This window comes from Sulfitobacter sp. IGS-18 (genome assembly GCF_059628195.1).
The window spans coordinates 231,182-257,568 of sequence record NZ_JCAQIH010000002.1 but is presented as its reverse complement, the minus strand read 5'-3'; the positions used below and the strand labels follow the sequence as shown (position 1 = coordinate 257,568).

General features: G+C 62.2%; 22 protein-coding genes. 6 read left to right on the top strand and 16 right to left on the bottom strand.

The features are described from left to right. Positions 1 to 78 precede the first annotated feature (78 nt). The 3 genes from ACWNZ3_RS19370 to ACWNZ3_RS19360 are packed head-to-tail and all read right to left on the bottom strand — an operon-like array spanning position 79 to position 3,024. Positions 79 to 1,035: a tripartite tricarboxylate transporter substrate binding protein gene (locus tag ACWNZ3_RS19370; RefSeq protein ID WP_496902300.1), complete on the bottom strand. Its 957-nt coding sequence runs from the start codon at positions 1,033 to 1,035 to the stop codon at positions 79 to 81. Between the two features lie 23 nt (positions 1,036 to 1,058). Beyond that, the gene (locus ACWNZ3_RS19365; RefSeq protein ID WP_496902299.1) at positions 1,059 to 2,576 is read right to left on the bottom strand and encodes a tripartite tricarboxylate transporter permease; all 1,518 of its coding nucleotides are present in this window, start codon (positions 2,574 to 2,576) and stop codon (positions 1,059 to 1,061) included. A gap of 7 nt (positions 2,577 to 2,583) precedes the next feature. Then, complete coding sequence (locus ACWNZ3_RS19360; protein WP_496902298.1) at positions 2,584 to 3,024, bottom strand: tripartite tricarboxylate transporter TctB family protein; 441 nt, start codon at positions 3,022 to 3,024, stop codon at positions 2,584 to 2,586. A 102-nt stretch (positions 3,025 to 3,126) separates the two neighbouring features. On the opposite strand from ACWNZ3_RS19360, the gene ACWNZ3_RS19355 reads away from it, so the two are divergent. Continuing rightward, positions 3,127 to 4,083: a LysR family transcriptional regulator gene (locus ACWNZ3_RS19355; protein WP_496902297.1), complete on the top strand. Its 957-nt coding sequence runs from the start codon at positions 3,127 to 3,129 to the stop codon at positions 4,081 to 4,083. Positions 4,084 to 4,156: 73 nt separating this feature from the next. Here ACWNZ3_RS19355 and ACWNZ3_RS19350 read toward each other — a convergent pair whose 3' ends face one another. Next, positions 4,157 to 5,392 carry a serine hydrolase domain-containing protein gene (locus ACWNZ3_RS19350; protein ID WP_496902296.1) on the bottom strand — a complete coding sequence of 412 codons (1,236 nt, stop codon included), beginning with the start codon at positions 5,390 to 5,392 and terminating at the stop codon, positions 4,157 to 4,159. A 340-nt stretch (positions 5,393 to 5,732) separates the two neighbouring features. Between ACWNZ3_RS19350 and ACWNZ3_RS19345 the strand changes: the two genes are divergently transcribed. Continuing rightward, positions 5,733 to 6,434, top strand: coding sequence for a TetR/AcrR family transcriptional regulator (locus ACWNZ3_RS19345; RefSeq protein ID WP_496902295.1), 702 nt, complete (start codon positions 5,733 to 5,735; stop codon positions 6,432 to 6,434). Next, positions 6,431 to 8,113, top strand: coding sequence for an amidohydrolase (locus ACWNZ3_RS19340; protein ID WP_496902294.1), 1,683 nt, complete (start codon positions 6,431 to 6,433; stop codon positions 8,111 to 8,113). Before ACWNZ3_RS19345 ends, ACWNZ3_RS19340 begins: the two co-directional genes overlap by 4 nt. A 131-nt stretch (positions 8,114 to 8,244) precedes the next feature. On the opposite strand, the gene ACWNZ3_RS19335 is transcribed toward ACWNZ3_RS19340, so the two are convergent. Together ACWNZ3_RS19335 and ACWNZ3_RS19330 are read right to left on the bottom strand one after the other, a co-directional pair. Continuing rightward, entirely contained in the window at positions 8,245 to 8,934 is a 690-nt protein-coding gene (locus ACWNZ3_RS19335) for a 3-oxoacid CoA-transferase subunit B (RefSeq protein WP_496902293.1), read from the bottom strand. Beyond that, on the bottom strand, positions 8,931 to 9,638 hold the full coding sequence (locus tag ACWNZ3_RS19330; RefSeq protein WP_496902292.1) for a 3-oxoacid CoA-transferase subunit A: 708 nt from the start codon (positions 9,636 to 9,638) through the stop codon (positions 8,931 to 8,933). Before ACWNZ3_RS19330 ends, ACWNZ3_RS19335 begins: the two co-directional genes overlap by 4 nt. Before the next feature lie 100 nt (positions 9,639 to 9,738). On the opposite strand from ACWNZ3_RS19330, the gene ACWNZ3_RS19325 reads away from it, so the two are divergent. Next, positions 9,739 to 10,497 carry an IclR family transcriptional regulator domain-containing protein gene (locus ACWNZ3_RS19325; protein WP_496902291.1) on the top strand — a complete coding sequence of 253 codons (759 nt, stop codon included), beginning with the start codon at positions 9,739 to 9,741 and terminating at the stop codon, positions 10,495 to 10,497. A 20-nt stretch (positions 10,498 to 10,517) separates the two neighbouring features. On the opposite strand, the gene ACWNZ3_RS19320 is transcribed toward ACWNZ3_RS19325, so the two are convergent. The 9 genes from ACWNZ3_RS19320 to ACWNZ3_RS19280 form a co-directional block, all read right to left on the bottom strand. Beyond that, on the bottom strand, positions 10,518 to 12,008 hold the full coding sequence (locus ACWNZ3_RS19320) for an amidase (RefSeq protein WP_496902290.1): 1,491 nt from the start codon (positions 12,006 to 12,008) through the stop codon (positions 10,518 to 10,520). Next, positions 12,005 to 13,315, bottom strand: a complete 1,311-nt coding sequence (gene dsdA / locus ACWNZ3_RS19315; RefSeq protein WP_496902289.1) for a D-serine ammonia-lyase — start codon at positions 13,313 to 13,315, stop codon at positions 12,005 to 12,007. The genes ACWNZ3_RS19320 and dsdA overlap by 4 nt, the downstream gene beginning before the upstream one ends. A 4-nt stretch (positions 13,316 to 13,319) precedes the next feature. Further along, positions 13,320 to 14,708: a M20 family metallopeptidase gene (locus ACWNZ3_RS19310; protein WP_496902288.1), complete on the bottom strand. Its 1,389-nt coding sequence runs from the start codon at positions 14,706 to 14,708 to the stop codon at positions 13,320 to 13,322. After that, positions 14,709 to 16,298, bottom strand: coding sequence for a gamma-glutamyltransferase (locus ACWNZ3_RS19305; RefSeq protein WP_496902287.1), 1,590 nt, complete (start codon positions 16,296 to 16,298; stop codon positions 14,709 to 14,711). Beyond that, entirely contained in the window at positions 16,295 to 17,932 is a 1,638-nt protein-coding gene (locus ACWNZ3_RS19300) for an ABC transporter ATP-binding protein (RefSeq protein ID WP_496902286.1), read from the bottom strand. The genes ACWNZ3_RS19305 and ACWNZ3_RS19300 overlap by 4 nt, the downstream gene beginning before the upstream one ends. Then, positions 17,932 to 18,843: an ABC transporter permease gene (locus tag ACWNZ3_RS19295; protein WP_269360639.1), complete on the bottom strand. Its 912-nt coding sequence runs from the start codon at positions 18,841 to 18,843 to the stop codon at positions 17,932 to 17,934. The genes ACWNZ3_RS19300 and ACWNZ3_RS19295 overlap by 1 nt, the downstream gene beginning before the upstream one ends. Positions 18,844 to 18,851: 8 nt before the next feature. Continuing rightward, complete coding sequence (locus tag ACWNZ3_RS19290) at positions 18,852 to 19,769, bottom strand: ABC transporter permease (RefSeq protein ID WP_496902285.1); 918 nt, start codon at positions 19,767 to 19,769, stop codon at positions 18,852 to 18,854. Between the two features lie 69 nt (positions 19,770 to 19,838). Further along, positions 19,839 to 21,353, bottom strand: coding sequence for an ABC transporter substrate-binding protein (locus ACWNZ3_RS19285; protein ID WP_496902284.1), 1,515 nt, complete (start codon positions 21,351 to 21,353; stop codon positions 19,839 to 19,841). Between the two features lie 263 nt (positions 21,354 to 21,616). Next, entirely contained in the window at positions 21,617 to 22,273 is a 657-nt protein-coding gene (locus tag ACWNZ3_RS19280) for a GntR family transcriptional regulator (RefSeq protein WP_496902283.1), read from the bottom strand. A 220-nt stretch (positions 22,274 to 22,493) separates the two neighbouring features. On the opposite strand from ACWNZ3_RS19280, the gene ACWNZ3_RS19275 reads away from it, so the two are divergent. Both ACWNZ3_RS19275 and ACWNZ3_RS19270 read left to right on the top strand, forming a co-directional pair. Then, the gene (locus ACWNZ3_RS19275) at positions 22,494 to 23,747 is read left to right on the top strand and encodes a malonyl-CoA decarboxylase domain-containing protein (RefSeq protein ID WP_496902282.1); all 1,254 of its coding nucleotides are present in this window, start codon (positions 22,494 to 22,496) and stop codon (positions 23,745 to 23,747) included. Positions 23,748 to 23,751: 4 nt separating this feature from the next. Beyond that, complete coding sequence (locus ACWNZ3_RS19270; protein WP_496902281.1) at positions 23,752 to 25,269, top strand: malonate--CoA ligase; 1,518 nt, start codon at positions 23,752 to 23,754, stop codon at positions 25,267 to 25,269. Between the two features lie 52 nt (positions 25,270 to 25,321). On the opposite strand, the gene ACWNZ3_RS19265 is transcribed toward ACWNZ3_RS19270, so the two are convergent. Continuing rightward, on the bottom strand, positions 25,322 to 26,341 hold the full coding sequence (locus tag ACWNZ3_RS19265; RefSeq protein ID WP_269360648.1) for a 1-aminocyclopropane-1-carboxylate deaminase: 1,020 nt from the start codon (positions 26,339 to 26,341) through the stop codon (positions 25,322 to 25,324). Positions 26,342 to 26,387 lie beyond the last annotated feature (46 nt).

Genomic DNA, 26,387 nt, shown 5'->3' with positions numbered 1-26,387 from the left:
GGCCTCTGATGCTGTTTGAGAGGGTGCTGCGGGTGCCCCGGGCCGGCTTTGGCCCGGGGCGGCGCTGTGCGATGGGGTTCAGGAACCGTCGGTCAGGATGCCCTTGTGCTTTGCATAGGTGGCTTCGATTTCCGCGCGCGCCTCATCAAGGTTCATGTACATGATGGGGATGTTTGCCCCGTCCGTGACCTTCTTGAAGTCGGCATCGTCCGCGGCGGCGGAAAGCGCGACGGAAATTCTTTCCAGCACATCGCGCGGCGTCCCCTTGGGCAGAAACAGCGTGGTGCGCGTGTCCATGCCGATGGGATAGCCGTCCTCCTCGATCGAGGCGACATCGGGTGCCGAAGGATGGCGGAAGGTCGTCGTGGCCGAGATCGTCTTGAGCTCATCAGGATAGCGGTAGTGGATCCCGCCGGAGAAGGCCGCGACCACCTGCTTGCCCAGCAAGGCGGTGATCATCTCGCCGCCGCTTTGCACCGGGACGGCATTCGGTTCCAGCCCGTTGGCTTCGGCCAGGGTGTCCATGTACATCCGCGCTTCGGGGCTGAGCGCCGCATAGGCGAAGTGCGGATTTTCCCTGGCCCAGGAAATGAAGCCTTTCAGATCGTCGAAGGGCGCGTCGACATGGGCGACCAGCCCGGTCTGATAGGCGGTGATCATGCCGGCATATTCAAAGTCATCCGGTGTGAAATTCACCTGATCCATGATGAAGGGCGCGGAGTTGACGACGGAGTTGGAATGGAACAGGATTGTGTAACCATCGGGAGCCGCCTGCGTCAGTTCGCGCGCGGCGACAGCGCCGCCGGCACCGGGTTTGTTCACCACGTTGACGGGCTGGCCAAGCTGTTCCGCAAGGACCCGCGCCGCGCCGCGTGCAACAAGGTCCGTCTGGCCGCCCGCACCGTATCCCACCAGCATGGTGACAGGTTTCGTCGGATAATCCTGCGCTGCGGCCAGGTCGGGCAGCAGGCCCGCCGAGGCGATGGCCAGGCTCGCGGCAAGACCGAGTATCGCGCGTCTTTCAAAGCATTTCATGGTTGGTTTCCTCCCTTTCAGTTTCAGTGTTCCTGGGTTGTTGGTGGCATTTGCACCCGGCGCGTGACCGAGGAGCGGCCGGACATGACGACAAAGACAAGCGCCGCAAACAGAAAGACCAGCGCGATGGGATGGCCCAGCAGGTTCGACGCGTCGTGTTTCAGCAGTTGCAGGGACTGCCGAAAGCTGAGCTCCAGCTTGGGTCCGATGACAAAGCCGATCAGGAATGTGACGAAGGAAAAGTCGAGCTTGCGCGCCACGAAGCCGATCAGGGCAAAGCCGAGCATGATGAAGATCGAGAAGATGCTGCCGGTTTCCATGTAGGATCCGACACAGCAGAACAGCAGGACACCGGGGATCACCAGCCGCAGCGGGACATGCACGATCAACGAGAACAGCCGCTGGCCCAGCAGCCCGATCACCAGAAGGATGGCGCTGGCGCAGAGCATGGAGACATAAAGCCCCGCAACCATCCGGGGCTGTTGCTGGAACATCAGGGGGCCCGGTGTCAGCCCGTGCAGGACGAAGGCGGCGATCAGGATTGCGGCAATGACGCTGCCGGGAATGCCCAGGGTAAAGAGCGGGATCAGGCTGGAAGGGACCACGGCATTGTCCGCGCTTTCGGCGGCGGCGACCCCTTCGATCATGCCGGTGCCGTATTTTTCCGGCGTGGCAGAGACGCGGCGGGTTTCGCCGTAGGACAGGAAGGAGCCGACGCTGGCACCAAGGCCCGGCAGGATGCCGATCGCGGCACCGATAAAGGTGCCGCGCGCGATGACCGGCGCACAGCGGCGCCATTCCTCGCGGGTCACTCTGCGGTCGCGGGGATCGCTGCTGTCGCGCAACTCAGCGGTTTCGCGGTCCAGCGTGTCGAGGTTTCCGGCCTGTACGATCATTTCGGCAACCGCCAGCATGCCGATGGCCATGGGCACCAGGGAAATGCCGTCTTCGAGTTCGAGGTAGCCGAAGGTCAGGCGCGGGACAAAGGTTTCGGTTTCCAGCCCCACGGTGGCAAAGAAGATGCCGAAACAGGCAGCAATCAGACCTTTGGTGAGCGAATTGCCGGAAAGGCCGCCGATGAAGACCAGCGAGAACACGAGGATGGCGCAAAGTTCGACCGGGCCGATCAGCAAGGCGTAGCGGGCAAGGGGGGCTGCCAGCAGGATCAGGATGATGGTGGAGACGAAATCACCGATGACCGAGGCGAAAAGGCCCATCTTCAGCGCCTTCTGCGCCTTGCCCTGCCGGGCAAGCGGATAGCCGTCAAAGGCCGTTGGTGCGGAGGAGGGCTCGCCCGGCGTGTTGAGCAGGATGGCGGAGACTGCACTTCCTGCGGCGCTGCCCTTGGCGATGCCGATCAGCAGGCCCAATGCGCTGACCGGTTCGAGGTAGAAGGTCAGCGGGATCGAAACCGCCACGCCGATGGCCTTGCCCAGCCCGGGAATGGCACCCAGCACATAGCCGAGGGTCACACCGACAGCGACCCAAAGCAGCGTGGTGCCGCCGAACACATCCCCGATGCCCAGGATCAGATATTCCATTGCACCCTCACAGGATCGCCGTGCCGAGGACCTTGTAGAACAAGGCCCAGAGTCCGGTCAGCAACACCACGGTCAGCGTCAGGATCACCAGCGGGCGGCGTTCGCCCAATGCAAGAAGCCCTAAGATCACGAGGGAAGAGGCGCCGATCAGCGCGCCGAAGAATTCATAGAGTACAATCGCTATGGCAAAGACTGCCGAGATCCGTAAAAGCGCCAGCAATTCCTTGCGCGAGAAGGGCGGCGGATGGTCATCCTCGCCCCCGCGCAGGTTGCCCAGCACCAGCAGAAGGGAGAGCCCAAATATGCCGATCATCGTCATTTGCGGCACCAGCCGGGGTGACATCATGCCGGATGGCCCGGTGCTGATCTGGCCCGGAATGACAAAAGCCAGCATGACAAGCGAGAACACGCACAGAATGATGCCCGATATGGCGTTTGCGCGTTTCATGGCCCCTCCCAGAGTTCACATTCCGCGAATGTTCGCAAAGGCTATCCACTTGCCGATGAAAGAAGTACTCTAAACTTTCTTGGAATATGATAACTTTTACTGATGGCTCATTCACCCCTTCATTACGAAAGACTGCGCCTGCGGCATCTGAGGCTGTTGCAGCTGATTGATGAACACGGTTCGCTGCGGTCGGCGGCGGCGGAACTGAACCTGACGCAGCCCGCAGTCTCGCAGATGTTGAAGGATCTCGAATTCGCCATGGGCGTGCCGCTGGTCGAACGTTCCGTGCGGGGGGTGGTGCTGACCGATACCGGGCTGCTGGCGCTGCGGCGGTCGCGGTCGGGGCTGGCGACATTGGACCAGCTTGTGCGCGAGCTGGACGCGGGGCAGACGCTTTCGCTACGGATCGGCACGAATTCGGCCCTGATGTACAACATCATCCCCGAAGCGCTGCGCCGGTTGAACGTGGGCCAGAGCGAAACCCGGTTCCAGCTCAAGACCGGCCTGGTCGGCGATATGGTCGAGGCGCTGAGCGAGGGCAATCTGGATTGTTATGTCGGGCGGCTGGACTGGGATCAGGTGCCAACCCGCATCGCGCGGCTGCTGACCTATGATCCCTTGTTGGAAACGGACCTGATCCTGATCTGTCCGACCGGCCATCCGGTTGCCCGGCTGGACGCACCCAGAGCGCGGGATCTGGTTGGCTGGCCCTGGGCCATGCCCTCGCGGGAGTCGAACAACCGGATCGTGCTGGAATCGGCGATGCGCAGCACAGGTGCCCCGGATCTGACGGCGGCGGTGGAGGTGTCGGCGGACCCGAACGGGTTGATCAACCTGGCGCTGGCCCTGGGGATGTTGACCTGCGTGCCGCGGGTGGCGCTGAACGAACATGCCAATGCGCGGGATTTCAAGGTGCTGGAGGTGGCAGACCTCGCGCTGCCGTCGATTCACATCGGCTTTGCGACCACGGCGGAGCTGCGGCAAATGCCCGAAGTCGCCGACCTGCGCGAGGCGATGCTGGATGCGGCAAAGGCATGGATCGCGGGCAGCGAAGGGTAGCAACGCCCGGCGAAACGCGCCGCCACAAATGCCAGGCGGAGGGGAGGGTCGGCAGGGGGCCGGCCCGAACCCCTTATTGCGTCAGCTTCGCGGTGATCTGGGCAAAAAGCTCTGCGTTTTCCGCATCATTGCCAATCGGCGCTTCGGTATAGCTTGTCTTGACGATGACAATCTTGTTGCTTGGATCGACACGGATGAATTGATGGAACAGGCCCATCGCCATGTAGACGTCGCTGTCGGCTTCCGTCCACCACTGGTACTGATAGCCAAGTGGCGATCCTTCTTCGATTGGCGAATATCCGGCGTCAGGCACGGTCGCCTCGGTCACCCAGGCTTCGGGAAGAACACGGGTGCCATTGGCCATGCCACCCTGCAGGAACATCTGGCCGAAACGCGCATGATCCCTTGCCGTGACAGCAAGGCCAGCCCCATAAAATTCACGCCCGATGTCATCAGGGCCATCCATGATCCAATAGGCGTCAGACTCCGCCCCCATCGGCTGCCAGAGTTTTTCGGCCATGTATTCGGCGCCGGTCCGCCCGGTGACACGCTCGACGATGCAGCCCAGGACGCTGGTATCAAGCGTGGCATAGTTGAAGCGTTCGTCAGGCGCTGTAGCGCCCTTGACGGATTCATTCGCCGCGTAATCACACCAGCGGTAGTTGTAGGCGACAAGCGCATTGTCGTGCACCTTGGTCAGCTGGGTATCGCTGCCGAACTCGTAACGCTCTTCCCAGTCGACACCGGACCGCATCCGCAACAGATCGCGCACACTTGGGCCGTCATAGCCGGTGCCTGCCATTTCCGGCAGATACTTGGTGACCGGATCGTCAAGATTTTCGATCAGCCCATCCTGCAAGGCCAGGCCGATCAGCGTCGACGTATAGGACTTGGCGACAGAGAAGGTCAGGAAGCGCGTCGTCGGGCCGCTGCCGTTGCGATAGCGTTCATAGACCAGCTCGCCATCCTTCAGCACGACCAAAGCATTGGTCCGGGTCCGTTCAAGCGCGCCTTCAAGGTCATAGGTCTCGCCAAGGATGGTGTAGCTGCCTTCCAGCGAGATCGGGTTTTCGGACAGCTCCCAGGTTTCGGACCCTGCCGGAACCGTGCGGGTCGCGAACATCTGGTCCATGTGCTGAAAGGTCAGATAGTTCAGCGTGGGCGTGAACATGCTGGCACGGGCATTGATCATCGTGGGCGAAAGCCAGCGCGCCGGATCGGCTGCATCCTGGGCCCAGGATGCAAAGCCAAGGCAGGCACAGGCCGTTGTGACAGACAGCGTTGCTGCCAGGCGGGGAAGTTTGGACATGGTGTTCATTCCTTTTGACATGGGGTTCATTTCTTTCGCCTCTGCGGAAAGGCGGGGGCCAACGATGGCCCTGCCGCCACAAGCTTTTTGGGCAGGCTCAGTTTGGATGCCTCGGCAAAGGCGGCAGCGGTTGCCAGTTGCGCATCCGGCAAGGACGAGGTGCAATCGGGACAAGAGAATTAAGCGCGATGCGTGCAAGCGCGGTCACGGCACAGGCTTCCGAAAGGGACTGCGTTTCGATCATCGCGGTTTCCGTCCGTTCAAATTAAGGTGGGCCAATTGGTATTGACAATAATATTTTAGTCAATAAAATTTTTTACTACATGAAGGACTTTATGCCATGGGTCAAACGACAAGCATTGAGGCAGCGCAGGGCGCGCCAGGCCTGCGGGACCGCAAGAAGGCCCGGCGCCGCGAGGAAATTCTCGAAGCGGCACAAGGGCTGTTTGCAAGCCAGGGTGTCGATGCAACGACAATGGCCGACATCGCCGAGGCCGTTGGTGTGTCTCAGCCCACCGTCTTCAATTATTTCGGCAACAAGGGTGGCATCCTGATTGCCTTGATCCATGAGGGCGCGGCCCGCGAACGTCAGCACAGCAAGATCATGGTGCCGCGCACGGATCTGGACTTTGCCACGCTGCTCGTCACCATCTTTTCCGAGTTCGCGGAGGGTACATTGCGCATCGCCAGCAAACGCATCTGGCGCTATGCCGAGGCTGACACAATCCGCTATCCGACAACAGAGCTGGCGCAATCCTACCAGATCGTGAACACCGAGCTGATGTCCGCGTTGCGGCAGGTGCTCTCCTCTTACGACCTTACGCTGCACGACGGAAATCCGGCGGATGTCGATCATCTTGTGCAGATCCTCTACGACATCTGGGGCGGGGCCTTCTTCGACCTGATCAAATCAGAAGACATGACAATCGCGGATCACCGCATCGCGCTGACACAGCGGCTGGAGCCGTTGTGCAGAATGATATTTGCACCTGATTTTCTCGCGGAGCCAACTTTGAAAACAACAATCGGCGACCCCACATGACCCAGGCAGATATTGTCATCAGGAACGCGCAGATCCTGACCATGGACGAGCGCGCGCCGACCGCGCAATCACTGGCTTTACTGGGCAACAAGATCGCGGCAGTGGGGCGCCATGAAGACACGGCTGATCTGATCGGGCCAAAGACCCGCGTGATCGACGCTGACGGCGCGACGGTATTGCCCGGCTTTGTGGAATCGCACCTGCATCTTTTCAGCGGGGCCTATGGCAGGCGGTTCCTGCAGATGTCTGAATTCGACGATGTTGAAGCCGCGAAAACCGCCTTGCGCCAGTTTGCTGCCGACAATCCCGACGAAGGATTGCTCGTCGCGCAGGGCACGACCTACGAGCTTCTTGCCGGTCACGGCAAGGATCCCCGGCAATTGATCGACGAGATGGTTCGCGACCGCCCGGTTCTTGTCTTGTCCTTTGATTTTCACACCGGCTGGGCCAACAGCGCCGCGCTGGAGCAGGCAGGACTCTCCCGGGGCCGCGATGTCGGGGCGGGCAGCGAAGTGGTGGTGGGTCCTGACGGAATGGCCACCGGAGAGCTGCGCGAAAAGAATGCCATCGGACCGGTGCGTGCCCTGCGGACCAGCGGCGGGCGCGAGATGCTGGGCAACTACGGGCTGGAGCCGGAAACGCCGCCAACGCCCGAAGAACGCGCGCAGGACATTGCGGTGCTGAAGGAAGGTCTGGCGTTTTGTGCGGCGCAAGGGATTACGTCGATCCATAACATGGACGGAAACCGATATCTTCTTGAGCTGTTGAAAGAGATCGAGGATGCCGGGGAACTGACGGTCCGTGTTGAAGTGCCCTTTCACCTCACGCGTGAGAAACCTTTGTCCTCGCTCGACGAGGCCAGCCGCCTTGCAGCCGATTTCAACAGCGACAAGCTGAAATCCGGCCGGGTGAAGATTTTCTGCGACGGTGTACTGGAAAGCGGCACCGGGGTGCTTGTGGATGAGTATGCGAACCAGCCCGGTAACCGCGGTGAGCCGATCTTTGAAGCGGCGCATTTCAACAAGGCTGCCATCGACATTGATGCGCGCGGCCTGCAGATCAGCGTACATGCCATTGGGGATGGCGCTGTGCGGATCGTTCTTGACGGTGTCCAGGCCGCACAGGAAGCCAACGGCAAACGCGACGCGCGCCACAGGATCGAACACCTCGAAGTGGTCCATCCCGAGGATTTGCCCCGGTTTCGCGAACTTGGCGTCATAGCCTCCATGCAGCCGTTGCACGTGCCAGGGGTTATGGGTCTGCCCCTTGAACCGGCTGTTTCCGTTATCGGCGAGGCCCGGTTGCCCTTTGCCTATGCCTGGCGCGACGTTATCGAAACGGGTGCCGATTATGCCTTTTCCTCGGACTGGCCCGTGGTGCGCGTGGAACCGCTGGTCGGGATTTCGGCAGCGCTCACGCGCGAACCCTTCCACCCCGGCGTTCCGGATCAGCGCGTTCCGCTAATGCAAGTGCTCGAAGGTTTTACCTGGCGCGGTGCATTTGCAGGTCACATGGATGACCGCACCGGGCGGATCTGCACCGGGATGCTGGCCGATCTGGTGATACTTGGCGGCGATATCGCGGCAACAGACCCGAAAGAGATACCTGGGCTCGGGCCGGTGATGACCATCTGCGATGGCCAGATCACCTTTGAGACGACGCAGGGGCCAGGGGCGTAACTGGCTGAATGCCGCGCCTCATCCCGAGGCTGGAGCGTCCCGCCTTTAACCTGATACACTCAGTATCGCCGATGTCCCGAGAGCGCGAAGCGCGGCAGGGTATCGGCGATTCAAGTTTAAGGCGGGGCGCTTTAGGCTGGTTCGTCAGGGCAGATCAGGTCAGCGACAGCACCGTCGATATGCAGCGGCGCACCGGTGACGGATTGCAACGCTTCCAGGGTCACGGCGGGCACTTTCTCCCGCAGGACAAAGCGCCCGTCGACCACATCCACCACCGCAAGAGAGGTGTAAATCCGCGTCACGCAGGCAACGCCGGTCAGGGGAAGGGTGCATTCAGACACCAGCTTGGGCAAGCCGTCCTTGGTCACATGGTCGGTCAGCACCGCAACGCGCTTTGCGCTTTGTACCAGATCCATGGCACCGCCGACCGCCGGAATGCCGCCCCTGCCGGTGGACCAGTTCGCCAGGTCGCCGTTCTGCGCAACCTCGTAGGCACCAAGGATTGCAACATCCAGATGCCCGCCCCGCACCATCGCGAAACTGTCGGCATGGTGAAAGAAGGCGGTCCCCGGTTTCAGCGTGACGGCCTTTTTTCCCGCATTGATCAGGTCCCAGTCTTCCTCACCGCGGGCCGGGGCGGCGCCAAAGTCAAGGATGCCATTCTCGGTATGAAAGATGGCCTGCCGTCCGGGAGGCTGGAACTGCGCGACCATTTCGGGAAATCCGATCCCGAGATTGACATAGGCACCGTCCTCGATGTCCTGCGCGGCGCGCCATGCGATCTGGGCATTGCTCAGCTTTGCGTGGGAAACTTCGGTCATGGATAGACGGCCTCCGCCCGGTTAAGCTCTTCTTCCTGTGCGGGCGCGGACACCTCGACAAGTCGGCGAACGAAGATGCCCGGCGTGACGACATGTTCCGGGTCGATCCCGCCCGGCGGCACGATCCGCGATACCTGGGCAATGGTGGTTGTGGCTGCCGTCGCCATGATCGGATTGAAGTTCCGCGCCGCCATCCGGTAGGTCATATTGCCATGCTGGTCACCCAGCTCGCCCTTGATCAGGGCAAAATCCGCCTTGAGCCAGCGCTCACGCACATAGGACCGGCCTTCAAAAACCTCTGTCGGCTTGCCTTCCGCCACCTGGGTGCCAAAGGCCGTGGGCGTGTAGAAGGCGGGTATGCCCGCACCACCTGCTCTGATCCGTTCTGCCAGGGTGCCCTGCGGCACAATCTCAAGCTCGATCCGCCCCGCCTTGTAGGCTTCGGCAAAGACGGTGGGGTCAGCCGAGCGCGGAAAGGAACAGATCAATTTGTCGACACGGCCCTGTTCGATCAGTGCCGCAAGGCCGACATGGCCGTTCCCCGCATTGTTGTTGATTACCGTCAGATGCCGCGCGCCCTGGTCGATCAGCGCGTGGATCAACTCGATTGGCGCGCCTGAGCCGCCAAAACCGCCGATCATCACGGTCGCCCCGTCCGGGATGACCGACACAGCATCTGCAAGCGATGAGAAAGTCTTGTCCATAGATGTCTCCTCGGCTTTTGATACGCGCTGAACCGGAACCGGCACCAGATTCTTTGTTCACATGTTGACATTTGTTCACATGCTGCCATCAGTTGTTCGCATGGTGCACAGAACCGATTTCATCGTCTCCTTTGCCAAGGGGCTGCGCGTGCTTGAATGCTTCCGGGCCGAGACGCCGCGCCAATCCGTATCTGAAATAGCCGCCGCGACAGGGCTTGACCGGGCGACTGCCCGCCGCTGTTTGCTGACGCTCACCGAACTTGGCTACGCGGAATACGATGGCAAATATTTCCAGCTCACGCCGCGTGTTCTGCGGCTGGGGATGGGGGCGCTGGCAGCCCTGCCTCTGCCGCAGATCGTGCAACCCTGGCTAGATCAGCTTTCCGCGCGCACCGGGCAGTCTTCTTCGGTGTCGATCCTGGATGAGACCGAAATTGTCTATATCGCCCGTTCGGCGGCCACCCGGATCATGTCCATCGGGCTGATGCCGGGGTCGCGCCTGCCTGCGCATTGTACCTCCATGGGCCGGGTGCTGCTCAGCGCTTTGCCCGAGGAGGAAGCACGCAAATGGGTCGACCTTTCCGACCTCGCACCGCGCACGATGCGCAGCCGCACCGATCCTGATGCGATCATGGCGGAACTGGCTGTCGTGCGTGCGCAGGGCTATTCGGTGATCGACCAGGAGGTTGAAATCGGCCTGCGGTCAATCGCCGTGCCGCTTTACGACATTCGCGGCCGCGTCGTCGCGGCGCTGAACCTTGGCATCGCGGCCTCAGATGCGCCCGCGTCGGAATTGGCCGAACGCTTTATCGCCCCGCTGCGGGAAGCCCAGTCAGGGCTGCGGCGGGTCTTGCAATAGGCCAGCCGCCTGGCACCCGGTCAGTTGAAGGTCAGGAATTCATCCGCCTGCGACAGCGGCGGGGCGGCGCGCAGGGCGGCAAAGTCGGGGGCAGGCACGGCCAGATCAGTGCCTGCGATGATCGCCTCCAGCTCAGCCGCGACGGCCAGCACGCCCAGATCGTCGTGACGACGCCCGACAATTTGCAGGCCAAAGGGCATGCCGTTCGCGTCCATCCCGCAGGGGATGGTGATCGACGGATGCCCCGGAATGGTCGAGGCATAGGCCATCGCCAGCCAGTGATAATAGCTTTTGGTGGGCGTGCCGTCGATTTCGGTCGGGTACAGTTCGCGCCAGGGGCGCGGGCTGATGGTGACGGCGGGCGAGATGATGAAATCATGCGTCTCGAAAAAGGCCTGCCAGTCGCGGTGATAGCGCCCTTGGGCAAAGATCGCCTGTGCCACGTCCTCGGCGGAATAGCTGCGGCCTTCGCGGACGTTGTCGGCGACGTTGGGGCCGACCTGATCGGGGATTTCGTCGTAAAGCTTTGCATGGACGCCAAGGAACTGCACCCCGCGCAGCACTGAAAAGATGCGGTCGGCGTCGGTGCAATCGGGGGTGGCTTCGGTCATGTCGCCCATGAACGGTGCCAGCTTGGGCAGGATCGCGCGGAAGTGGTTGCGGATCAGGCGTTCGGTGGGGGCAAAGCCGTAATCTTCGGTGACCGCGATGCGCAGGGATGTCAGATCGCGGCGCGGCAGGTTGGCAAAGGTGCCCGCCTCCCAGGGTGTGCGTCCGTCGATCACGGTGGTGAAAGGATCGTTGCGGTCGGGGCGTGCCAGCACCGACAGCATCAGCCCGGCGTCGGCCACGCTGCGCGCCATCGGGCCGGAAGTGGGCATGGGGATCAGCCCCGCCGCACGGTTGTTGCCCGGCACCACACCGGGGCTGGGCCGGTAGCCGACAACCCCGCAATAGGCCGCCGGGTTGCGCAGGCTGCCGCCGGTGTCCGATCCTGTGGCCAGAGGCGCATATTCGCAGGCCAGTGCCACCGCCGAGCCGCCCGAGGATCCCGCGCAGGTGCGGGTCAGGTCGTAGGGGTTCGCGGTCACCCCGTTTACGCGGTTGCGGGTGTTGGCACCGGCGCTCCATTCCGGCGTGTTGGTCTTGCCCATCGGCAGGCCACCCGCTGCGCGCATCGCTGCAACAATGGCGTCGTCGCCGGTGGCGATGTTGTCGGCAAAGGCTTCGGACCCGAAGGTGGTGGGCAGGCCCGCCACGTCGATCATGTCTTTCACCGCGAAGGGCAGCCCGTGCAGCGCCCCGAGCGGCGCGCCCGACATCACGGCGGTTTCGGCCTTTTTCGCCCCCTCCAGCATGCCGTCAAAGTCGCGTGCGATCAGCGCGTTCACCGCATGGTCCAGCGTCTCGACCCGCGCGATGCAGGCCTCGGCCAGTTCGACCGGCGACAATTGTTTGTGCGCGATCAGTTGGCGGGCTTCGATGGCGCCAAGGCTGGCGGGGTTGGTCATGGGGTGATCTCCTGTGGCAGGTCATAGGCGGCAGGCAATGCGGCAGCAGACTCCAGAAAGGCACGGTGGGCAGCGTCGGGGACGAACAGGCCGCCGGTGGCCCAGACGACGTGGGTGATGTTTTCGAGCGCGACATGGGCCATGTGCTGCGCGCGGAACGCCTTGCCCATGGCACTGTGCATCAGGTGGTGCGGCCCTGCGAAGCCGGCAGTGGCGGAGGGTTCGAAATGCAGCCCGTGGTCATGACCCGCCGCGACCCAGCGCAGCATGTCGGCATCGCCAACGGTGCAGACGCCCGCCAGTCGGTCCTGCATCCGCTCCCGCACCAGCGGGGACAGGGTGGCGACCGCCATGCCGTCGGCCTCGGTCCGGTTGCTGAGGCCCAGATCGTGGACGGACGGCGCATCGAACGCCATATGGCACAGGGCCGAGGCAGATTGCTGCGGCTCGACGAAAATGCTGTGGGCGTCTGGGCCGAACATCGCCCGCGCGCCATAGGCGATGCCACCCGGCGCGCCGCCAATGCCGCAGGGCAGGTAGAGGCACAGCGGGCGGTCGGGGCCGATGGCAATGCCCATCGCATCCAGTTGTGCGGCCAGTTCCGCCGCTGCCGCGCTATAGCCGCGAAACAGCAGTTCCGAGGATTCGTCATCGACAAAATAGCTGTCGGGATCGTCCGCAGTGGCATCGCGCGCGGCGGCAACGGCAGTGGTGTAATCCGCCCTGTGCAGCACCACCTCGACCCCCAGCTTGCGCAGGCGGTCGACCTTCCACGGCTTTGCGTCGCTCGACATATGCACGACACAGGCATACCCCAGCGCGCGCGCGGCAATGCCGACGCTCAGGCCCAGATTGCCGGTGGATCCCACAGCAATCGTGCGGGCCGCAAAGAAATCGCGCATCTCGGCCAGACGGGTTACGGGATCGTCAGGGCCAAGCATTCCAGCCGCGCGGGCCTGTGTGACGGCGCAGATGAACACCTCGAACAGCCCGCCGCGCGCCTTGATGGACCCGGCCACCGGCAGGGCGTGGTCGCCCTTGATCAGCAGGGTGCCTGGATGATCGCCAAAGGCTCCGGCAGGGGCCGGGATCAGGTCCGAGGCGATGCGCCCGCCCGAGGCTTCCAATTCAGGGAACAGGCGCGCCAACAGCGGGGCCAGCATGGCCCAGTCATCGCAGGCCTGGTCCAGATCGGCGCGCGCCACGGGATCGGGGGCGGGCGCATAGGCGGGATTGACCCACAGGGCCGACTGCCCCGCACGCAGGGTGTCGCGCAGGGCGATCATGTCCTGAGGGGCAACGGGCACCGGATCAATCCTTTGGCAGGCCTTGTTCGGCCAGATCGGCGAACAACCCGGTCATTGCCACCAGCGCCTGACGCGACAGGGATTTCAGGATATGTTCGTTGGGCGCGTGCTGCGAGCAACCCGCATAGGAATGCGGCACCCAGATCGTCGGCAGGCCCAGCACCTCGGCAAAACAATCGTTGGGCAGCGAGCCGCCAAGGTTCGGCAGGATGTCCGGTGCTGTGCCCACGCTTTTTTCAATCGACGCACTGGCGAAACGGACCATCGGGTGATCTGGGTCCAGCCGTGTCGCCGGAAAGCTGTTGCGCCTGTGTGCGACGATCTTGACCTTGTCGAACCCTTCGCGGTCCAGATGGCGGCGCAGGGCGGGCAGGATGTCGTCCACATCGGTGCCGACCACGAACCGCAGCTGGCAGGTGGCGCGGGCCGATCCGGCGATGGCGTTGACCGGGGCGGCGGGAACGCCGGCTGTCATCGCCAAAATGGCAAAGCTGTTCCAGCCGAACACGCGTTCGGCGGGGGTCAGGTCCGCTTCACCCCAATCGGCGTCAAGGTCGATGCCGGTGTCATGGGAGGGCAGGGCGGCCAGAACCTCGCGGATGCGGGGGGTCAGGCTGGTCGGGCGCCATTCGGGGATGCGGATCTGGCCGCGCGCGTCGGTGATGCTGGCCAGCGCGTGCGACAGGATCATCGCGGGATCGGCCAGCAGACCGCCGAAGTTGCCCGAGTGGTTGGCCCCCTCGCGCAGCTTGACCTCAAGGTCAAAACTGGCACCGCCGCGCGATCCGGTAAAGATTGTGGGCGCGGCAGGGCGCAGGCGCGGGCCATCCGAGGCGATGAACACATCCGCCTTGAGCAGGTCGGCGTTGGCGGTGCAGAATTCCTTCAGGCCGGGCGATCCGGCCTCTTCGCCCATTTCGATGATGACCTTGGCGTTAAAGCCCAGATGTCCCTGCGCCTTCAGCACCGCCTGCATCGCGCGCAGGTTGATCAGGTGCTGGACCTTGTTGTCGGCGGCACCCCGCCCGTACAGGCGGTCGCCCTCCTCGATCAGCTCGAACGGCGTCAGCCCCTCGCGCCACTGGCCCTCTTGCGCGCGCACCACGTCACCGTGGCCATAGGTCAGGACCGTGGGCAGGCTTGCATCCTCGATCCGCTCGGCGGTCAGGATGGGCGGGCCGTCGGGCACAGGATTGTCGTGGAACCGGCAGGTGAACCCCATGGATTCCAGCATCGGGGCCATGTCGTCGTGCAGATAGGCCTGCAGGTGCGGCTTGCCGCGCGGGTCCTGGCTTTCGGTCGGGCGGGACACCAGCGTGGCCAGCTCGCGTTGGAAATCACCATCGTCGAAATAGGTTTCGATATTGGCGCGGGCAGAGTCTTGCAGGGTCATTCAAGGGGCCTTTTTGGTTTCGGGTTCAGCCACGCCATCGCCCCAGGGGGACATGGTTTCCGTGGTGCCGGAATTGGTGGTGCCCTCGCGCATCACCCCTGCGGGGCAGGCAAAGGCAAAGGGGAAAGGCAGCCGTTGCGCCAGCGCCAGCGGGAAGTTGTCTGCCAGCGCGTCGCCCACGGGACCGGCAAGCCGTTCGTCTGCCACAACCTGCGCACCGCCCGAGGCGTCAATGCGCGGCGCTTCGATGGCGTCCTGCATCGACATGCCCTGTTCCATCAGGTGGCCGCTGATCTGCGCCACGGCGGGCATGATCTTGCGCCCGCCCGAGGCCCCCAGCGCAAAGCGGCGGGTCGGGGTTTCACCGACGACGGGGCAGACGTTCATCAGGCAGGCTTTGTCGGGACCCAGAGAGTTGGGTTTGCCCGGTTCGGGGTCGAACCACATGATGCCGTTGTTCAGGCTCAGGCCGGTCGAGGGCGACACCACCTTGGAGCCGAAGATCGACAGCAGGGTTTGTGTCATCGACACCATGTTGCCCGCGCTGTCCACGATGGAAAAATGCGTGGTGCAACCGGGGGCCTTGGCGCTGTCGTGATCGCCCATGTTGGTCAGCCGGTCCGCATAGGCCGCGCGCAGCCCGTTGGCACGGGCGACATAGGCGGCGGGGCTGTCGGCGTCGGAGGCCTCATAGCCATCCTGCCAGCGGGAGATTGCATCGGCCAGCGTGGGGCCTGCGGTCAGGCCGGGCATGGCGTGGATGGTGCCATCGCGAAAGGGGATTGCCAGAGGGTCGGACCAAGTGACGCGGTAATCGCGCATGTCGTCCATCGACAGGAAGCCGCCCTTGTCGGTGACATCGCGCACGAGGGCGGCGGCGATGTCGCCGCGATAGAACGCCTCTTCGCCTTCGCGGGCCAGCTGTTCCAGCGTTTTGGCCATCTTGCTCTGGTCCAGTCGCTGATCGGCCAGCGCGGTCCAGCCGGATCCTTTTGGCCAGATACCGTCATCGAGATAGAGCGCGGCGGCATCCGGGTCGCGTGCCAGATCACGCGCGCTGGAGGCGATGATGAGGGCCGCGTACCAATCCACGTGCAAGCCCTGTTTGGCCAGATCGACGGCGGGGGTCAGCAGCGTGTCCCACGGCATCCGACCAAAGCGGCCGTGTGCGGCGGAAATGCCCGCCATCGTGCCGGGCACGGCGACCGAGGTGGCACCGGTGACGTTGCGGTCCTCGACCACGGCTTCCCACGGGAACAGGTCAGAGGCCTTGCCCGCGCCAGACAGCGGATAGTGGCCCACATCGAGTGTAGCGGAGGACCGCATGCCATAGTTCAGCGCATGGGCGCGACCTTCGTCGGCGCGCCACAGCATCATGGCACCGCCGCCCATGGGGCCGGACATCCACGGTTCGACCACGCCAATGGCAAAGCTGACGGCGACGGCGGCATCGATCGCGTCACCGCCTGCGGCGAGGACTTCGGCCCCGACTTCGGCGGCGACCACGTGCTGGGCAGCAACGACACCGCCCGAGGTGGCGGTGACACCCGGCTTGCGGGTCTGCTGGCTGCGCGAAAACGACCCGCTCATGCGACGGCCGGGGGCAGGGTTGCGATGTCGGGCACATCCCAATGTTTACCCGGCTGCGCATCCAGCAGCATCCTGGTGTAGGGGTGCGATGGCGCGCCAAAGACCTCTTCCACGGTGCCACGTTCCACCACATCGCCCTGCTGCATGACGATCAGGGTGTCACAAACCTGTGCCGCGACACGCAGGTCGTGGGTGATGAACAGAACGGTCAGCCCCATCCGGTCGCGGATTTCGTTCAGCAGTTTCAGCACCTCTTTTTGTACTGAAACGTCCAGCGCCGACACCGCCTCGTCCGCAATCAGGATTTTTGGTTCGACCATCAGGGCGCGTGCGATGCAGATCCGCTGGCGTTGACCGCCCGAGAACTGGTTGGGATAGCGGTTCAGCACCTCGGGATCGAGCCGCACGATCTTCATCAGCTCGCGCGCACGTTCCATGGCCTTGGCGCGGTTTTCGCCAAAGTTCACCGGCCCCTCGACCAGTTGATCGCCAATGGTCCGGCGCGGGTTGAGTGAGCCGTAGGGGTCCTGAAACACGATCTGGATGTGTTTGCGGTAGGGGTGCAGGTCGTGGCGCGACATCAGGGCAATGTCCTTGCCCTCGACCGAGACGACGCCGCTTTCGGGGTCTTCCAGACGGATAAGGCATTTGACCAGTGTCGACTTACCCGAGCCGCTTTCGCCCACGATGCCCAGGGTTTCGCCCTGATGGACGGTAAAGTTCACGTCCTTGCAGGCATGAACGGTACGCGCGGCCCGGAACATGCCGCCGGCGACGTGATAGGTCTTGTTCAGGTTCGACACTTTCAGCACTTCGTGACTGGTGATAGGTGCGGGCACGTCGCGGGTGCGGCGCGGCACCGCGTCGATCAGCAGGCGGGTATAGGGGTGTTGCGGGCGGTTCAGGACCTCTTCGGCGCTGCCCTGTTCGACAATCTTGCCGTGCTGCATCACCACGACGCGGTCGGCAATCTCGGCTACCACGTCAAAGTCGTGGGTGACGAACATGATGCCGGCATCATGCTTTTCGCGCAGCTCCTTGAAGAGGTGCAGAATCTGCTGCTGCGTCGACAGGTCCAGCGCGGTTGTCGGTTCGTCCGCGATCAGCAGCGCGGGGTCCAGGGCCAGAGCCATGGCGATCACGATGCGCTGGCGCTGGCCGCCCGACAGCTGATGCGGGTAAGAGTTGTAAATGCGCGGCGGGTCGGGCAGGTGCACCTCTTCCAGCAGCCTGATCGTGCGCGCCTTGCGTTCGGCGGCACCCAGATCGGTGTGCTGCTGGAACATCTCTTCGATCTGGTCGCCCACGGAATAGCAGGGGTTCAGGGCCGACATGGGCTCCTGAAAAATCATTGCCATGCGACGGCCCCGCAGGTCGCTGTGCGCGCGCTTGGACAGTTTCAGCAGGTCGTGCCCGTCAAAACGTATTTCTCCCTGCGAGGGCGACAGCGCCTGCGGAAGCAGGCCCATGGTGGTGAAGGCGGTGATCGACTTGCCCGAGCCGCTTTCGCCCACGATACAGACAATTTCCTTGGGCATGACCTGCAAGGACAGGTTTTCGACGGCATGGGCGCGGTCGGCGGCCTTGGGCAGGTCAACGGTCAGGTTCTGGATGGACAGGATAGGATCGGTCATCAGTTGCGCCCCTCCGGTGCGGTGACATCGCGCAGGCCATCGCCCAGCATGTTGATGGCAAGAACAAGAAAGAACAGCGCCACGCCGGGAATGGTGATCAGCCAGGGTTCGAACAGCAGCATGTCCTTGCCTTCGGAAATCATCAGGCCCCAGGAGGGGGTGGGCGGTTGCACGCCAAGCCCGAGGAAGGACAGCGCCGCCTCAAGGATGATGGCGTGGGCCATTTCCAGCGTGAAGATCACGATCAGGTGGTTCATCACGTTGGGCAGGATGTCCTTGAACAGGATGCGCGGCAAGGATGCGCCCAGCACTTCGGCTGCGGCGACATATTCCTGTTCGCGCACCTGCATCGTGGCCGAGCGCAGCACCACGGCAAAGCGGTCCCACAGCAGCAGACCCAGAACCGAGACGACGACAACCAGCGAGCCGCCGAACAGCGCCACGACGGCCAGCGCCACCAGCACGACGGGCATGGCCAGCCGCACGTTGATCAGGAAGGTCACGACCATGTCGACCTTGCCACCGAAATAGCCGGCCAGAATGCCCAGCGTCGAGCCGATGATGCCCGAGATGACGGCGGCCAGAATGCCGATCATCAGCGAGATACGCGCGCCATAGGCCAGCCGCGCCCAGAAATCGCGGCCCAGCCCGTCGGTGCCCAGCCAGTGTTCGGATGTGCCACCCAGAAAGACCGGAGGTTTCATTCGCGCCAGCAGGCTTTGCTGGTAAGGGTCATATTGGGTCAGCAGCGGGGCAAAGATTGCAACGCACAGGACAATCAGCATGACAACGGCACCGAACATCAGGCCCTTGTGACGCAGGGCGCGTCGGCGCATCGCCTGTCCGGGTGTCAGTGGCTTGTTGCGGGGGGCCTGCAGGGGCTGGTCGGTGGGTGTGGTTGTATCGGTCATGTCTATCCTCAGCCCACGCGCAGCCGTGGATCCAGCCATGCGTTCAGAACGTCAGCCAGGAAGGTGAACAGAATATAGAAGGTCGAAAAGATCAGGATCAGCGCCTGCATGGTCGGCAGGTCGTTGCGGGCGATGGATTCCCAGGCCAGATAGCCGGCCCCATGCAGGGCAAAGACGGTTTCGACCACGATCGAACCGCCCAGCATAAAGCCCATCTGGACCGCCGCCAGGCTGACCACGGGAATGATCGCGTTGCGCAGGGCGTGTTTGAACATCACCTTGCGCGTGCGCAGCCCCTTGGCCCGCGCGGTGCGGATATAGTCGGAGGACAGCACTTCCATCATCCCCGCCCGCGTCAGACGCATGATGGCGGGGGTGGCGTAATAGCCCAGCACGACGGTGGGCAGGACAAAATGCTGCCATGACTCGTTGCCCGAAGCAGGCAGGAGTCGCATCTTGATCGAGAAGATGACAATCAGGATCAGGCCGAACCAGAAGGACGGGATGGCCTGACCGACCACGGACAGAAACAGCGCAAAGCGGTCGATTATCGAATTCGGATTGGCCGCCGCCGCCACGCCCAGCGGGATCGCCACCGCCAGCGCAAGCGTGATGGCAAAGAGGCCCAGCTTCATGGTGACGGTCAGGCGGTCGGCAATCAGCTCGGTCACCGACATGTCGAAATACCACGAACGTCCCAGGTCACCTGTCACGGCCGAGCCCAGCCAGTCGCCGTATTGCACGATCATCGGCCGGTCAAAGCCGTAGCGTGCGTTGACCAGCGCGATATCTTCCGAAGTGGCGTTTTCGCCTGCAATGGCAACAGCCGGATCGCCTGCCATGAACAACAGGCTGAAACTGATGAATGAAACGGTCAGGGCCACCAAGAGGGCAAGACCGAAACGTTTGAGTATGTAGACGGCCATCGTGCGTCACCTTCCGGGCAAAGAAACAGGCACGGGCCGCGCAACAGATGCCGCGCGGCCCGTCAAAGGTTATTTCCAGGCGAAGTCCGCGAAACGGATGACTTCGTCGTCTGTGGGAGTGTAGTCCAGCTCTTTGCTGAGCACATAGTTCACGTTGTAGGTCCACAGCGGCACCCAATAGGCCTCCTCGGCGATCTTGGCATGTGCCTTGCTGTAGAGCTCTTCACGCCTGGCACGGTCGGTGATGGAACCTGCTTCTTTCACCCATTCGATGATTTCCGGGTCATGCGCATCGTCCAGCTCGCCGCCGGTAAAGAATTCACCGGTGATCGCCGAGACGTCGGGCAGCGAATAGGAACCCCATGTCTGGAAGGAAATCGGCACCTCGTCCTTTGTGCGTTTCTCGCGCAGGGCGGCGTATTGCAGGTAGTTGAAGTTGGTCTTGATCCCGACCGCATTCAGAAAGCCCATGAGCGCTTCGGCATAGGGCCGGTCGCGGTAGGCGTAGAAGTCGATCTCGAAACCATCGGGATAACCGGCTTCGGCCAGCAGCGCCTTGGCCTTTTCCGGGTCATAGTCATAGGACTTGACGGTAAGGTCGCAACCGAACTGGATCGGTGCGCAGCCTGCATTCACGATTTCGGAGGAACCTTTGACCAGCGCATCGACAATCGCCTGACGGTCGATGGCGTGATAGATCGCCTGACGGACCGCTTTCTTGGTCATCGGGCCATCTGGGTCGACAGCGCCCTGGGCGTCCATCGTGATATAGCCGATGCGCATCGCCTGCGCGTTGACCACGTCAAAACGGTCATCCATCTCGGCCAGTTTCTCTGCCTGATCGGCGGGGACGTTCCACAGGAAATCCAGACCGCCGTTGAACAGCTCCGCCACTTGGGTGTTCATGTCGGGGATCGTCTTGACCTCGATCTTGCCGATCTTGCCCTTGCCTTTGGGGCTGTCGTGATAGTTTTCGTTCAGGCTCAGCTCATAGAGTTTGCCTGCTTCGACCTTGTCGACCTTGTAGGGGCCGGTGCCCACGGGATTGGTGTTCATGCCGGTCGGGCCGACTTCGGCGTAATATTCGTCGGGATACATGACCACAACGCTTGCCAGATATTCTTCGGCCGGCGGGAAGGGCGCATTCAGAATGATGCGGACGGTATAATCGTCAACCTTCTCCGCGCTCTTCATCCAGCTGACGTTGGTCATCACCTTGACGCCGTTTTCGGGATTCACAACATAGTTGACGGTATGGACCACATCGTCGGCGTTGAAGACCTCGCCGTTGTGAAAGGTCACGCCCTCACGCAGTTTGAATTCGACGGTGACATCGTCAATCCAGGTCCATTCGGTCGCAAGGTTGCCCGAGATTTCGCCCGAGATCGGATCACGGAACAACAGGGCGTCCCAGACGCCACGGGTGAACAGAATCCCTTCGCGCGCAGAATTGTAATAGGTGTCGACCGATTCCAGTTCCTTGGTGAAGGCCACACGCAGCGTGTCGTCGGCTTTGTCCGCAAATGCGGGTGCGGCGGCCAACAGGCTCAGCGCAGTGCCGGTCATCAGGTTTTTCAATGTCATGGTAGTCCTCGCTGTTACGTTGTTCGGGATGATGTATTTTTATTCTTGTTTTTGTATACAACATCGGCTGATTGTAATTGGTCAAGCAAATACTGCATTTTCATGTGACACATCCCCGGCAACAACCCGCCTGATGCTTATTTGGGCTTTGTCGGCAGGGCATCGCTGGTACACCCGTTGCCCGGGGGCAATGGTAAGGATGTCTCCACCCCTTTCAGACAGGCAGTTCTTGCAGGCCGGAATGAAATTCTCGTGACAGGTCGCTAAGATGCAGCCGCTTTCAGGCCCGCCATCAGGCTTTGAAACCGCTCGCCCTGAACGTTCACATGGTCGCGCAGCGCATTGGCGGCGGCGTTGGAATCGCCTGCCGTCAGCGCCTCCACAATCGCCTCATGTTCGGTCAGCGATTGCGGCATCCGCCCGCGAAGGCGCAGTTGCTGGCGGCGGAAGGGGCGCAGGCGTTTTTGCAGTTTCAGGCTTTCCTGCTCAAGAAAGCTGTTGCCCGATTCGCGGTAGATCGTGGCGTGGAACTTTTCGTTTTCCATATAATACAGGTCGGTGTCCTGCGCATCCGAAGCCGCCTGGCAGCGCATATTGGCCAACCGCAGCTCGTCCAATGCATCATCGGACATGCGCCGCGCAGCCAGTCTGGCGCAGACCGCTTCCAGTTCGGCCATCACCTCGAACATCTCCAGCAGTTCAAGGGGCCCGGGCTGACGCACGAAAGCACCACGTCGCGGGATCAGGGTGACCAGCCCGGAACTTTCCAGACGTTGCAGCGCTTCGCGCAGCGGCGTGCGTGACACACCGAATTGTTCGGCCAGCCGCACCTCGTCCAGACGATCGCCGTCGGCAAAGGTGCCGTCGAAAATCATTTGCTCCAAAGAATTTGCGATGTTCACCGCACTGCGTTGTTCCATGTAGAAAAGCTAGCTTGGTGCTAGGAAGCACGCAATAACTAATATCTTGTATACAAAATAATTGACCTGAAAAACATGATGCGTCTATGATCCACCCATCACCTCCGGCGGTTTACCCCGTCAGGCGCAGAAATTGCGACTAAAATACAGGCACTTCTCACGCCGCCCCTGACGCGCGGCACCTCATCGCTTGCGGCACTCCGCCATAAGGACTTGCACCATGACGATACTTGCTGACTTGCTGTCGACCATGTTCGAAAGGCGCTACCGCCCCTTTGGTCAGGATCGCCCGTCAACCCGCCCGATTGCGGCTCTCACCGCCGATCTGCTTGGCAGTGCCGGCGAAACGACGGAACAGGCGCTTGCCCAGGACATTCTGGGAAAATTCGCAAGTCTTGATGATGCAGGCAAACTGGCCTTCCTGCAGCACCTGGCGCGCGACATGAACATCGACCCCGAAGTCGTGCGGTCCGCGCTGGATGCCTATGAACAGACGCCGTCAAAAGCGACCTACCGGGCCTTCCTGAACGCGGCCGAGCCGCAGCGGCAGGAGCTGATCCGGCGCCTGAACCGCGCGCCGGGTGCCACCGGCGCACTGGTCAGGATGCGGGCCGACCTGCTGTCGCTGGCCGGTGATGACCCGGAACTGGCGGCACTTGACCTGGATTTCCGGCACCTTTTCGCATCCTGGTTCAACCGCGGTTTTCTGGTGCTGCGCCCGATCAGCTGGGAAAGCCCCGCCCATATCCTGGAAAAGATCATCGCCTATGAGGCGGTCCACGCCATTCACAGCTGGGACGACCTGCGCCGCCGGTTGCAACCCAAGGACCGCCGCTGCTTTGCCTTCTTCCATCCCGCCATGCCGGATGAGCCGTTGATCTTTGTCGAGGTGGCGCTGACCAAGGGCATTCCCGGGTCCATACAGGCGCTGCTGGCCGAAGACCGCGCAGCGCTGAACCCCGAGGCCTGCGACACGGCAGTGTTCTATTCGATCTCGAACTGCCAGGCCGGGCTGGCCAGCATTTCCTTCGGCAATTCGCTGATCAAGCAGGTGGCGGCGGACCTTGCCGCGGAACAGGCAGGGCTGAAGACCTTTGTCACCCTTTCGCCGATCCCGCTTTTGACCAAATGGGCGGCCCTGAACGACATCAAGATGCCCGAGACGCCCGCAATGCGGCGCGCGCTTGCGGCGCATTACCTGCTGGATGCAAAGGGCAGGGGGGATGCGCCCTATGATCCGGTGGCGCGCTTTCATCTGGGCAATGGCGCGCTTGTCCATGCGGTACATGCCGATGCCGATTCCTCGGCCAACGGGGAGGCCAATTCAGGCGGTGTGATGGTCAATTACCTCTATGACCTGTCAGCCGTCTCACAGAACCTCGAAAACTTTGCCACCAAGGGCAAGATCGTTGCCAGCGCGGAAGTCACCGCCTTGGCGAAGACATTTGTCAACGCGACGACCTCGGAAAGATAACGCCATGCCAAACCCGCTTTACGATACTTTGTTCGGTGCTCATCTGGGGCGCGACGCAGCTTTTCTGCACCTGATCGACGGTACAACGCTGAGCTATTCGGAATTCCTGAAACAGACCGCGCAGATCGCCCATGTGCTGACCGGACTGGGATTGCAGCCGGGGGCCCGCGTCGCGGCACAGGTGCATAAATCACCCCAGGCACTGGCGCTGTTTGCGGCCTGCGCTCAGGCCGGGCTGGTGTTCCTGCCGTTGAACACCGCCTACACCACATCTGAACTGACCTATTTCATCAAGGACAGCGGCGCGGCGCTGGTGGTCTGTGACCCAAGCGCGGTTTCGGCGCTGACGCCCGTCGCAGATGAACTGGGCGCGCTGGTCGAGACGCTGGATGCCGAAGGTGCCGGGTCGCTGGTTACAAAGGCGGAAAGCGCGCCGGATCGCTTTGACACCGTTGAGCGCAGCGCAGATGACCTGGCCGCGTTTCTTTACACGTCCGGCACCACGGGAAGATCGAAAGGGGCGATGCTGACGCAGACCAACCTGCTGTCGAATGCCGCGACCCTGGCAAAGGAATGGCGGTTCACCGCGCAGGACGTGCTGCTGCATGCCTTGCCGATCTTTCACACCCACGGTCTGTTCGTTGCCACCAATGTGACCCTGATCGCCGGTGGCAGCATGATATTCATGCCCCGCTTCGATGTGGATCAGGTGCTGTCCCTGATGCCCCGCGCCACAACGATGATGGGTGTGCCCACGTTCTATACACGACTTCTCGACGATGCCCGCTTCACCCGGCAGTCCGCTGATCATATGCGGGTCTTCATATCGGGGTCTGCGCCCCTGCTGGCCGAGACACATGTGCAGTTCGAGGCCCGCACCGGCCAGCGAATTCTTGAACGATACGGCATGACAGAGACGAATATGAACACCTCCAACCCTTATGTGGGTGAACGCCGCGCCGGCACTGTCGGCTTTCCGCTGCCGGGGGTCGAGTTGAAGGTCTGCGACCCGGCCAGCGGCGAAACCCTGCCGCAAGGTGAGGTCGGCGTCATCGAGGTCAGGGGCGCCAATGTGTTCAAAGGCTACTGGAACATGCCCGAAAAAACCGCCGAGGAACTGCGGAACAACGGCTTTTTCATCACCGGTGATCTGGGGATGATCGACGCCGACGGTTATGTCAGCATCGTAGGCCGGGGCAAGGACCTGATCATCTCGGGCGGCTACAACATCTATCCCAAGGAAATCGAGCTGGTGCTGGATGAGCAGGACGGCGTTCTGGAAAGCGCGGTCATCGGCGTGCCACATCCGGACTTTGGCGAAACGGTGGTTGGTGTACTGGTGTCAAAGCAGGGCAAGACGCCCGATACGGATGCGATCATGGAGGCGGTCAAGGGTCCGCTGGCGCGCTTCAAGCACCCGCGCCGGCTGGTTGTGGTCGACAGCCTGCCGCGCAATACCATGGGCAAGGTCCAGAAAAACCTGCTGCGGGACACCTACAAGGACATGTTCGTCTCCGGCTGAGGGGGGTGACGTGGGCGGCAAGAACCGCCCACATCGGGCATTCGCTGCCGGTTCAGCCGTCTTTGTAGTAATAGCTGTAGCCGTTCAGGGCCGGTGCGCCGCCAAGGTGGGCATAAAGCACCCGCGATCCTTCGGGAAAGAACCCCTTGCGGGTCAGGTCGATCATGCCTTGCATGGATTTCCCTTCGTAAACCGGGTCGGTCATCATCGCCTCGGTCTGTGCTGCAAGCCGGATAGCGTCATTGGTTTCATCCGACGGGACACCATATGCGGGATAGGCGTAATCGGGGTTGATCACGATATCATCCTCGGTGATTTCCTGGCCAAGTCCAACCAGTTCGGCGGTCTTGCGGGAAATCTCCGTGACCTGTGCGCGGGTCTGTTCCACGGTGGCCGAGGCGTCGATTCCGATCACGCGGTCGGCGCGGCCCTGGTTCTTGAAGCCCACGATCATGCCGGCCTGTGTCGAGCCGGTGACGACGCAGACCACGATGTAATCGAACTTGAAGCCCAGCTCTTCTTCCTGCTCCGCCACTTCCTCGGCAAAGCCGATATAGCCCAACGCACCGTATTTATGCACGGAGGCGCCCGCCGGAATGCCATAGGGCTTGCCCCCCGCATCGCGGACCGATTGCATCGCGTTTTCCCAGCTTTCGCGGATGCCGATGTCAAAACCATCGTCGACAAGTCGCGAATCCGCGCCCATCAGACGGGTCATCAGGATATTGCCGACGCGGTCGTAAACGGCGTCGAAATGGGGCACCCATTTTTCCTGCACCACAACGCATTTCATGCCGATCTTGGCCGCGGTTGCCGCCACCATCCGGGTGTGGTTCGACTGAACGCCACCGATGGACACAAGCGTATCAGCACCCGATGCGATAGCGTCAGGCACGATATATTCCAGCTTGCGCAGCTTGTTGCCGCCCATGGCCAGACCGGAATTGCAGTCATCGCGCTTGGCATAGATTTCGACCTTGCCACCCAGAGCGGCGGTCAGCCGGGGCAGGTGGTCAATCGGGGTCTTGCCGTAGGTCAGCGGATACCGTTCGAATTTTTCAAGTAGTGACATGGCTATCTCCAGTTTGGGTCGCCCCGTGATAGCAACGGATTTGTGA

Coding starts and splice junctions, on each gene's coding strand:
- ACWNZ3_RS19265 (WP_269360648.1), bottom strand. CDS start 26,341: ATGTCACTACTTGAAAAATTCGAACGGTATCCGCTGACCTACGGCAAG.
- ACWNZ3_RS19305 (WP_496902287.1), bottom strand. CDS start 16,298: ATGAGCGGGTCGTTTTCGCGCAGCCAGCAGACCCGCAAGCCGGGTGTC.
- ACWNZ3_RS19355 (WP_496902297.1), top strand. CDS start 3,127: ATGGCTCATTCACCCCTTCATTACGAAAGACTGCGCCTGCGGCATCTG.
- ACWNZ3_RS19370 (WP_496902300.1), bottom strand. CDS start 1,035: ATGAAATGCTTTGAAAGACGCGCGATACTCGGTCTTGCCGCGAGCCTG.
- ACWNZ3_RS19290 (WP_496902285.1), bottom strand. CDS start 19,769: ATGGCCGTCTACATACTCAAACGTTTCGGTCTTGCCCTCTTGGTGGCC.
- ACWNZ3_RS19340 (WP_496902294.1), top strand. CDS start 6,431: ATGACCCAGGCAGATATTGTCATCAGGAACGCGCAGATCCTGACCATG.
- ACWNZ3_RS19365 (WP_496902299.1), bottom strand. CDS start 2,576: ATGGAATATCTGATCCTGGGCATCGGGGATGTGTTCGGCGGCACCACG.
- ACWNZ3_RS19285 (WP_496902284.1), bottom strand. CDS start 21,353: ATGACATTGAAAAACCTGATGACCGGCACTGCGCTGAGCCTGTTGGCC.
- ACWNZ3_RS19350 (WP_496902296.1), bottom strand. CDS start 5,392: ATGTCCAAACTTCCCCGCCTGGCAGCAACGCTGTCTGTCACAACGGCC.
- ACWNZ3_RS19310 (WP_496902288.1), bottom strand. CDS start 14,708: ATGACCCTGCAAGACTCTGCCCGCGCCAATATCGAAACCTATTTCGAC.
- ACWNZ3_RS19275 (WP_496902282.1), top strand. CDS start 22,494: ATGACGATACTTGCTGACTTGCTGTCGACCATGTTCGAAAGGCGCTAC.
- ACWNZ3_RS19295 (WP_269360639.1), bottom strand. CDS start 18,843: ATGACCGATACAACCACACCCACCGACCAGCCCCTGCAGGCCCCCCGC.
- ACWNZ3_RS19330 (WP_496902292.1), bottom strand. CDS start 9,638: ATGGACAAGACTTTCTCATCGCTTGCAGATGCTGTGTCGGTCATCCCG.
- ACWNZ3_RS19335 (WP_496902293.1), bottom strand. CDS start 8,934: ATGACCGAAGTTTCCCACGCAAAGCTGAGCAATGCCCAGATCGCATGG.
- ACWNZ3_RS19360 (WP_496902298.1), bottom strand. CDS start 3,024: ATGAAACGCGCAAACGCCATATCGGGCATCATTCTGTGCGTGTTCTCG.
- ACWNZ3_RS19300 (WP_496902286.1), bottom strand. CDS start 17,932: ATGACCGATCCTATCCTGTCCATCCAGAACCTGACCGTTGACCTGCCC.
- ACWNZ3_RS19270 (WP_496902281.1), top strand. CDS start 23,752: ATGCCAAACCCGCTTTACGATACTTTGTTCGGTGCTCATCTGGGGCGC.
- ACWNZ3_RS19325 (WP_496902291.1), top strand. CDS start 9,739: ATGGTGCACAGAACCGATTTCATCGTCTCCTTTGCCAAGGGGCTGCGC.
- ACWNZ3_RS19320 (WP_496902290.1), bottom strand. CDS start 12,008: ATGACCAACCCCGCCAGCCTTGGCGCCATCGAAGCCCGCCAACTGATC.
- ACWNZ3_RS19345 (WP_496902295.1), top strand. CDS start 5,733: ATGGGTCAAACGACAAGCATTGAGGCAGCGCAGGGCGCGCCAGGCCTG.
- ACWNZ3_RS19280 (WP_496902283.1), bottom strand. CDS start 22,273: ATGGAACAACGCAGTGCGGTGAACATCGCAAATTCTTTGGAGCAAATG.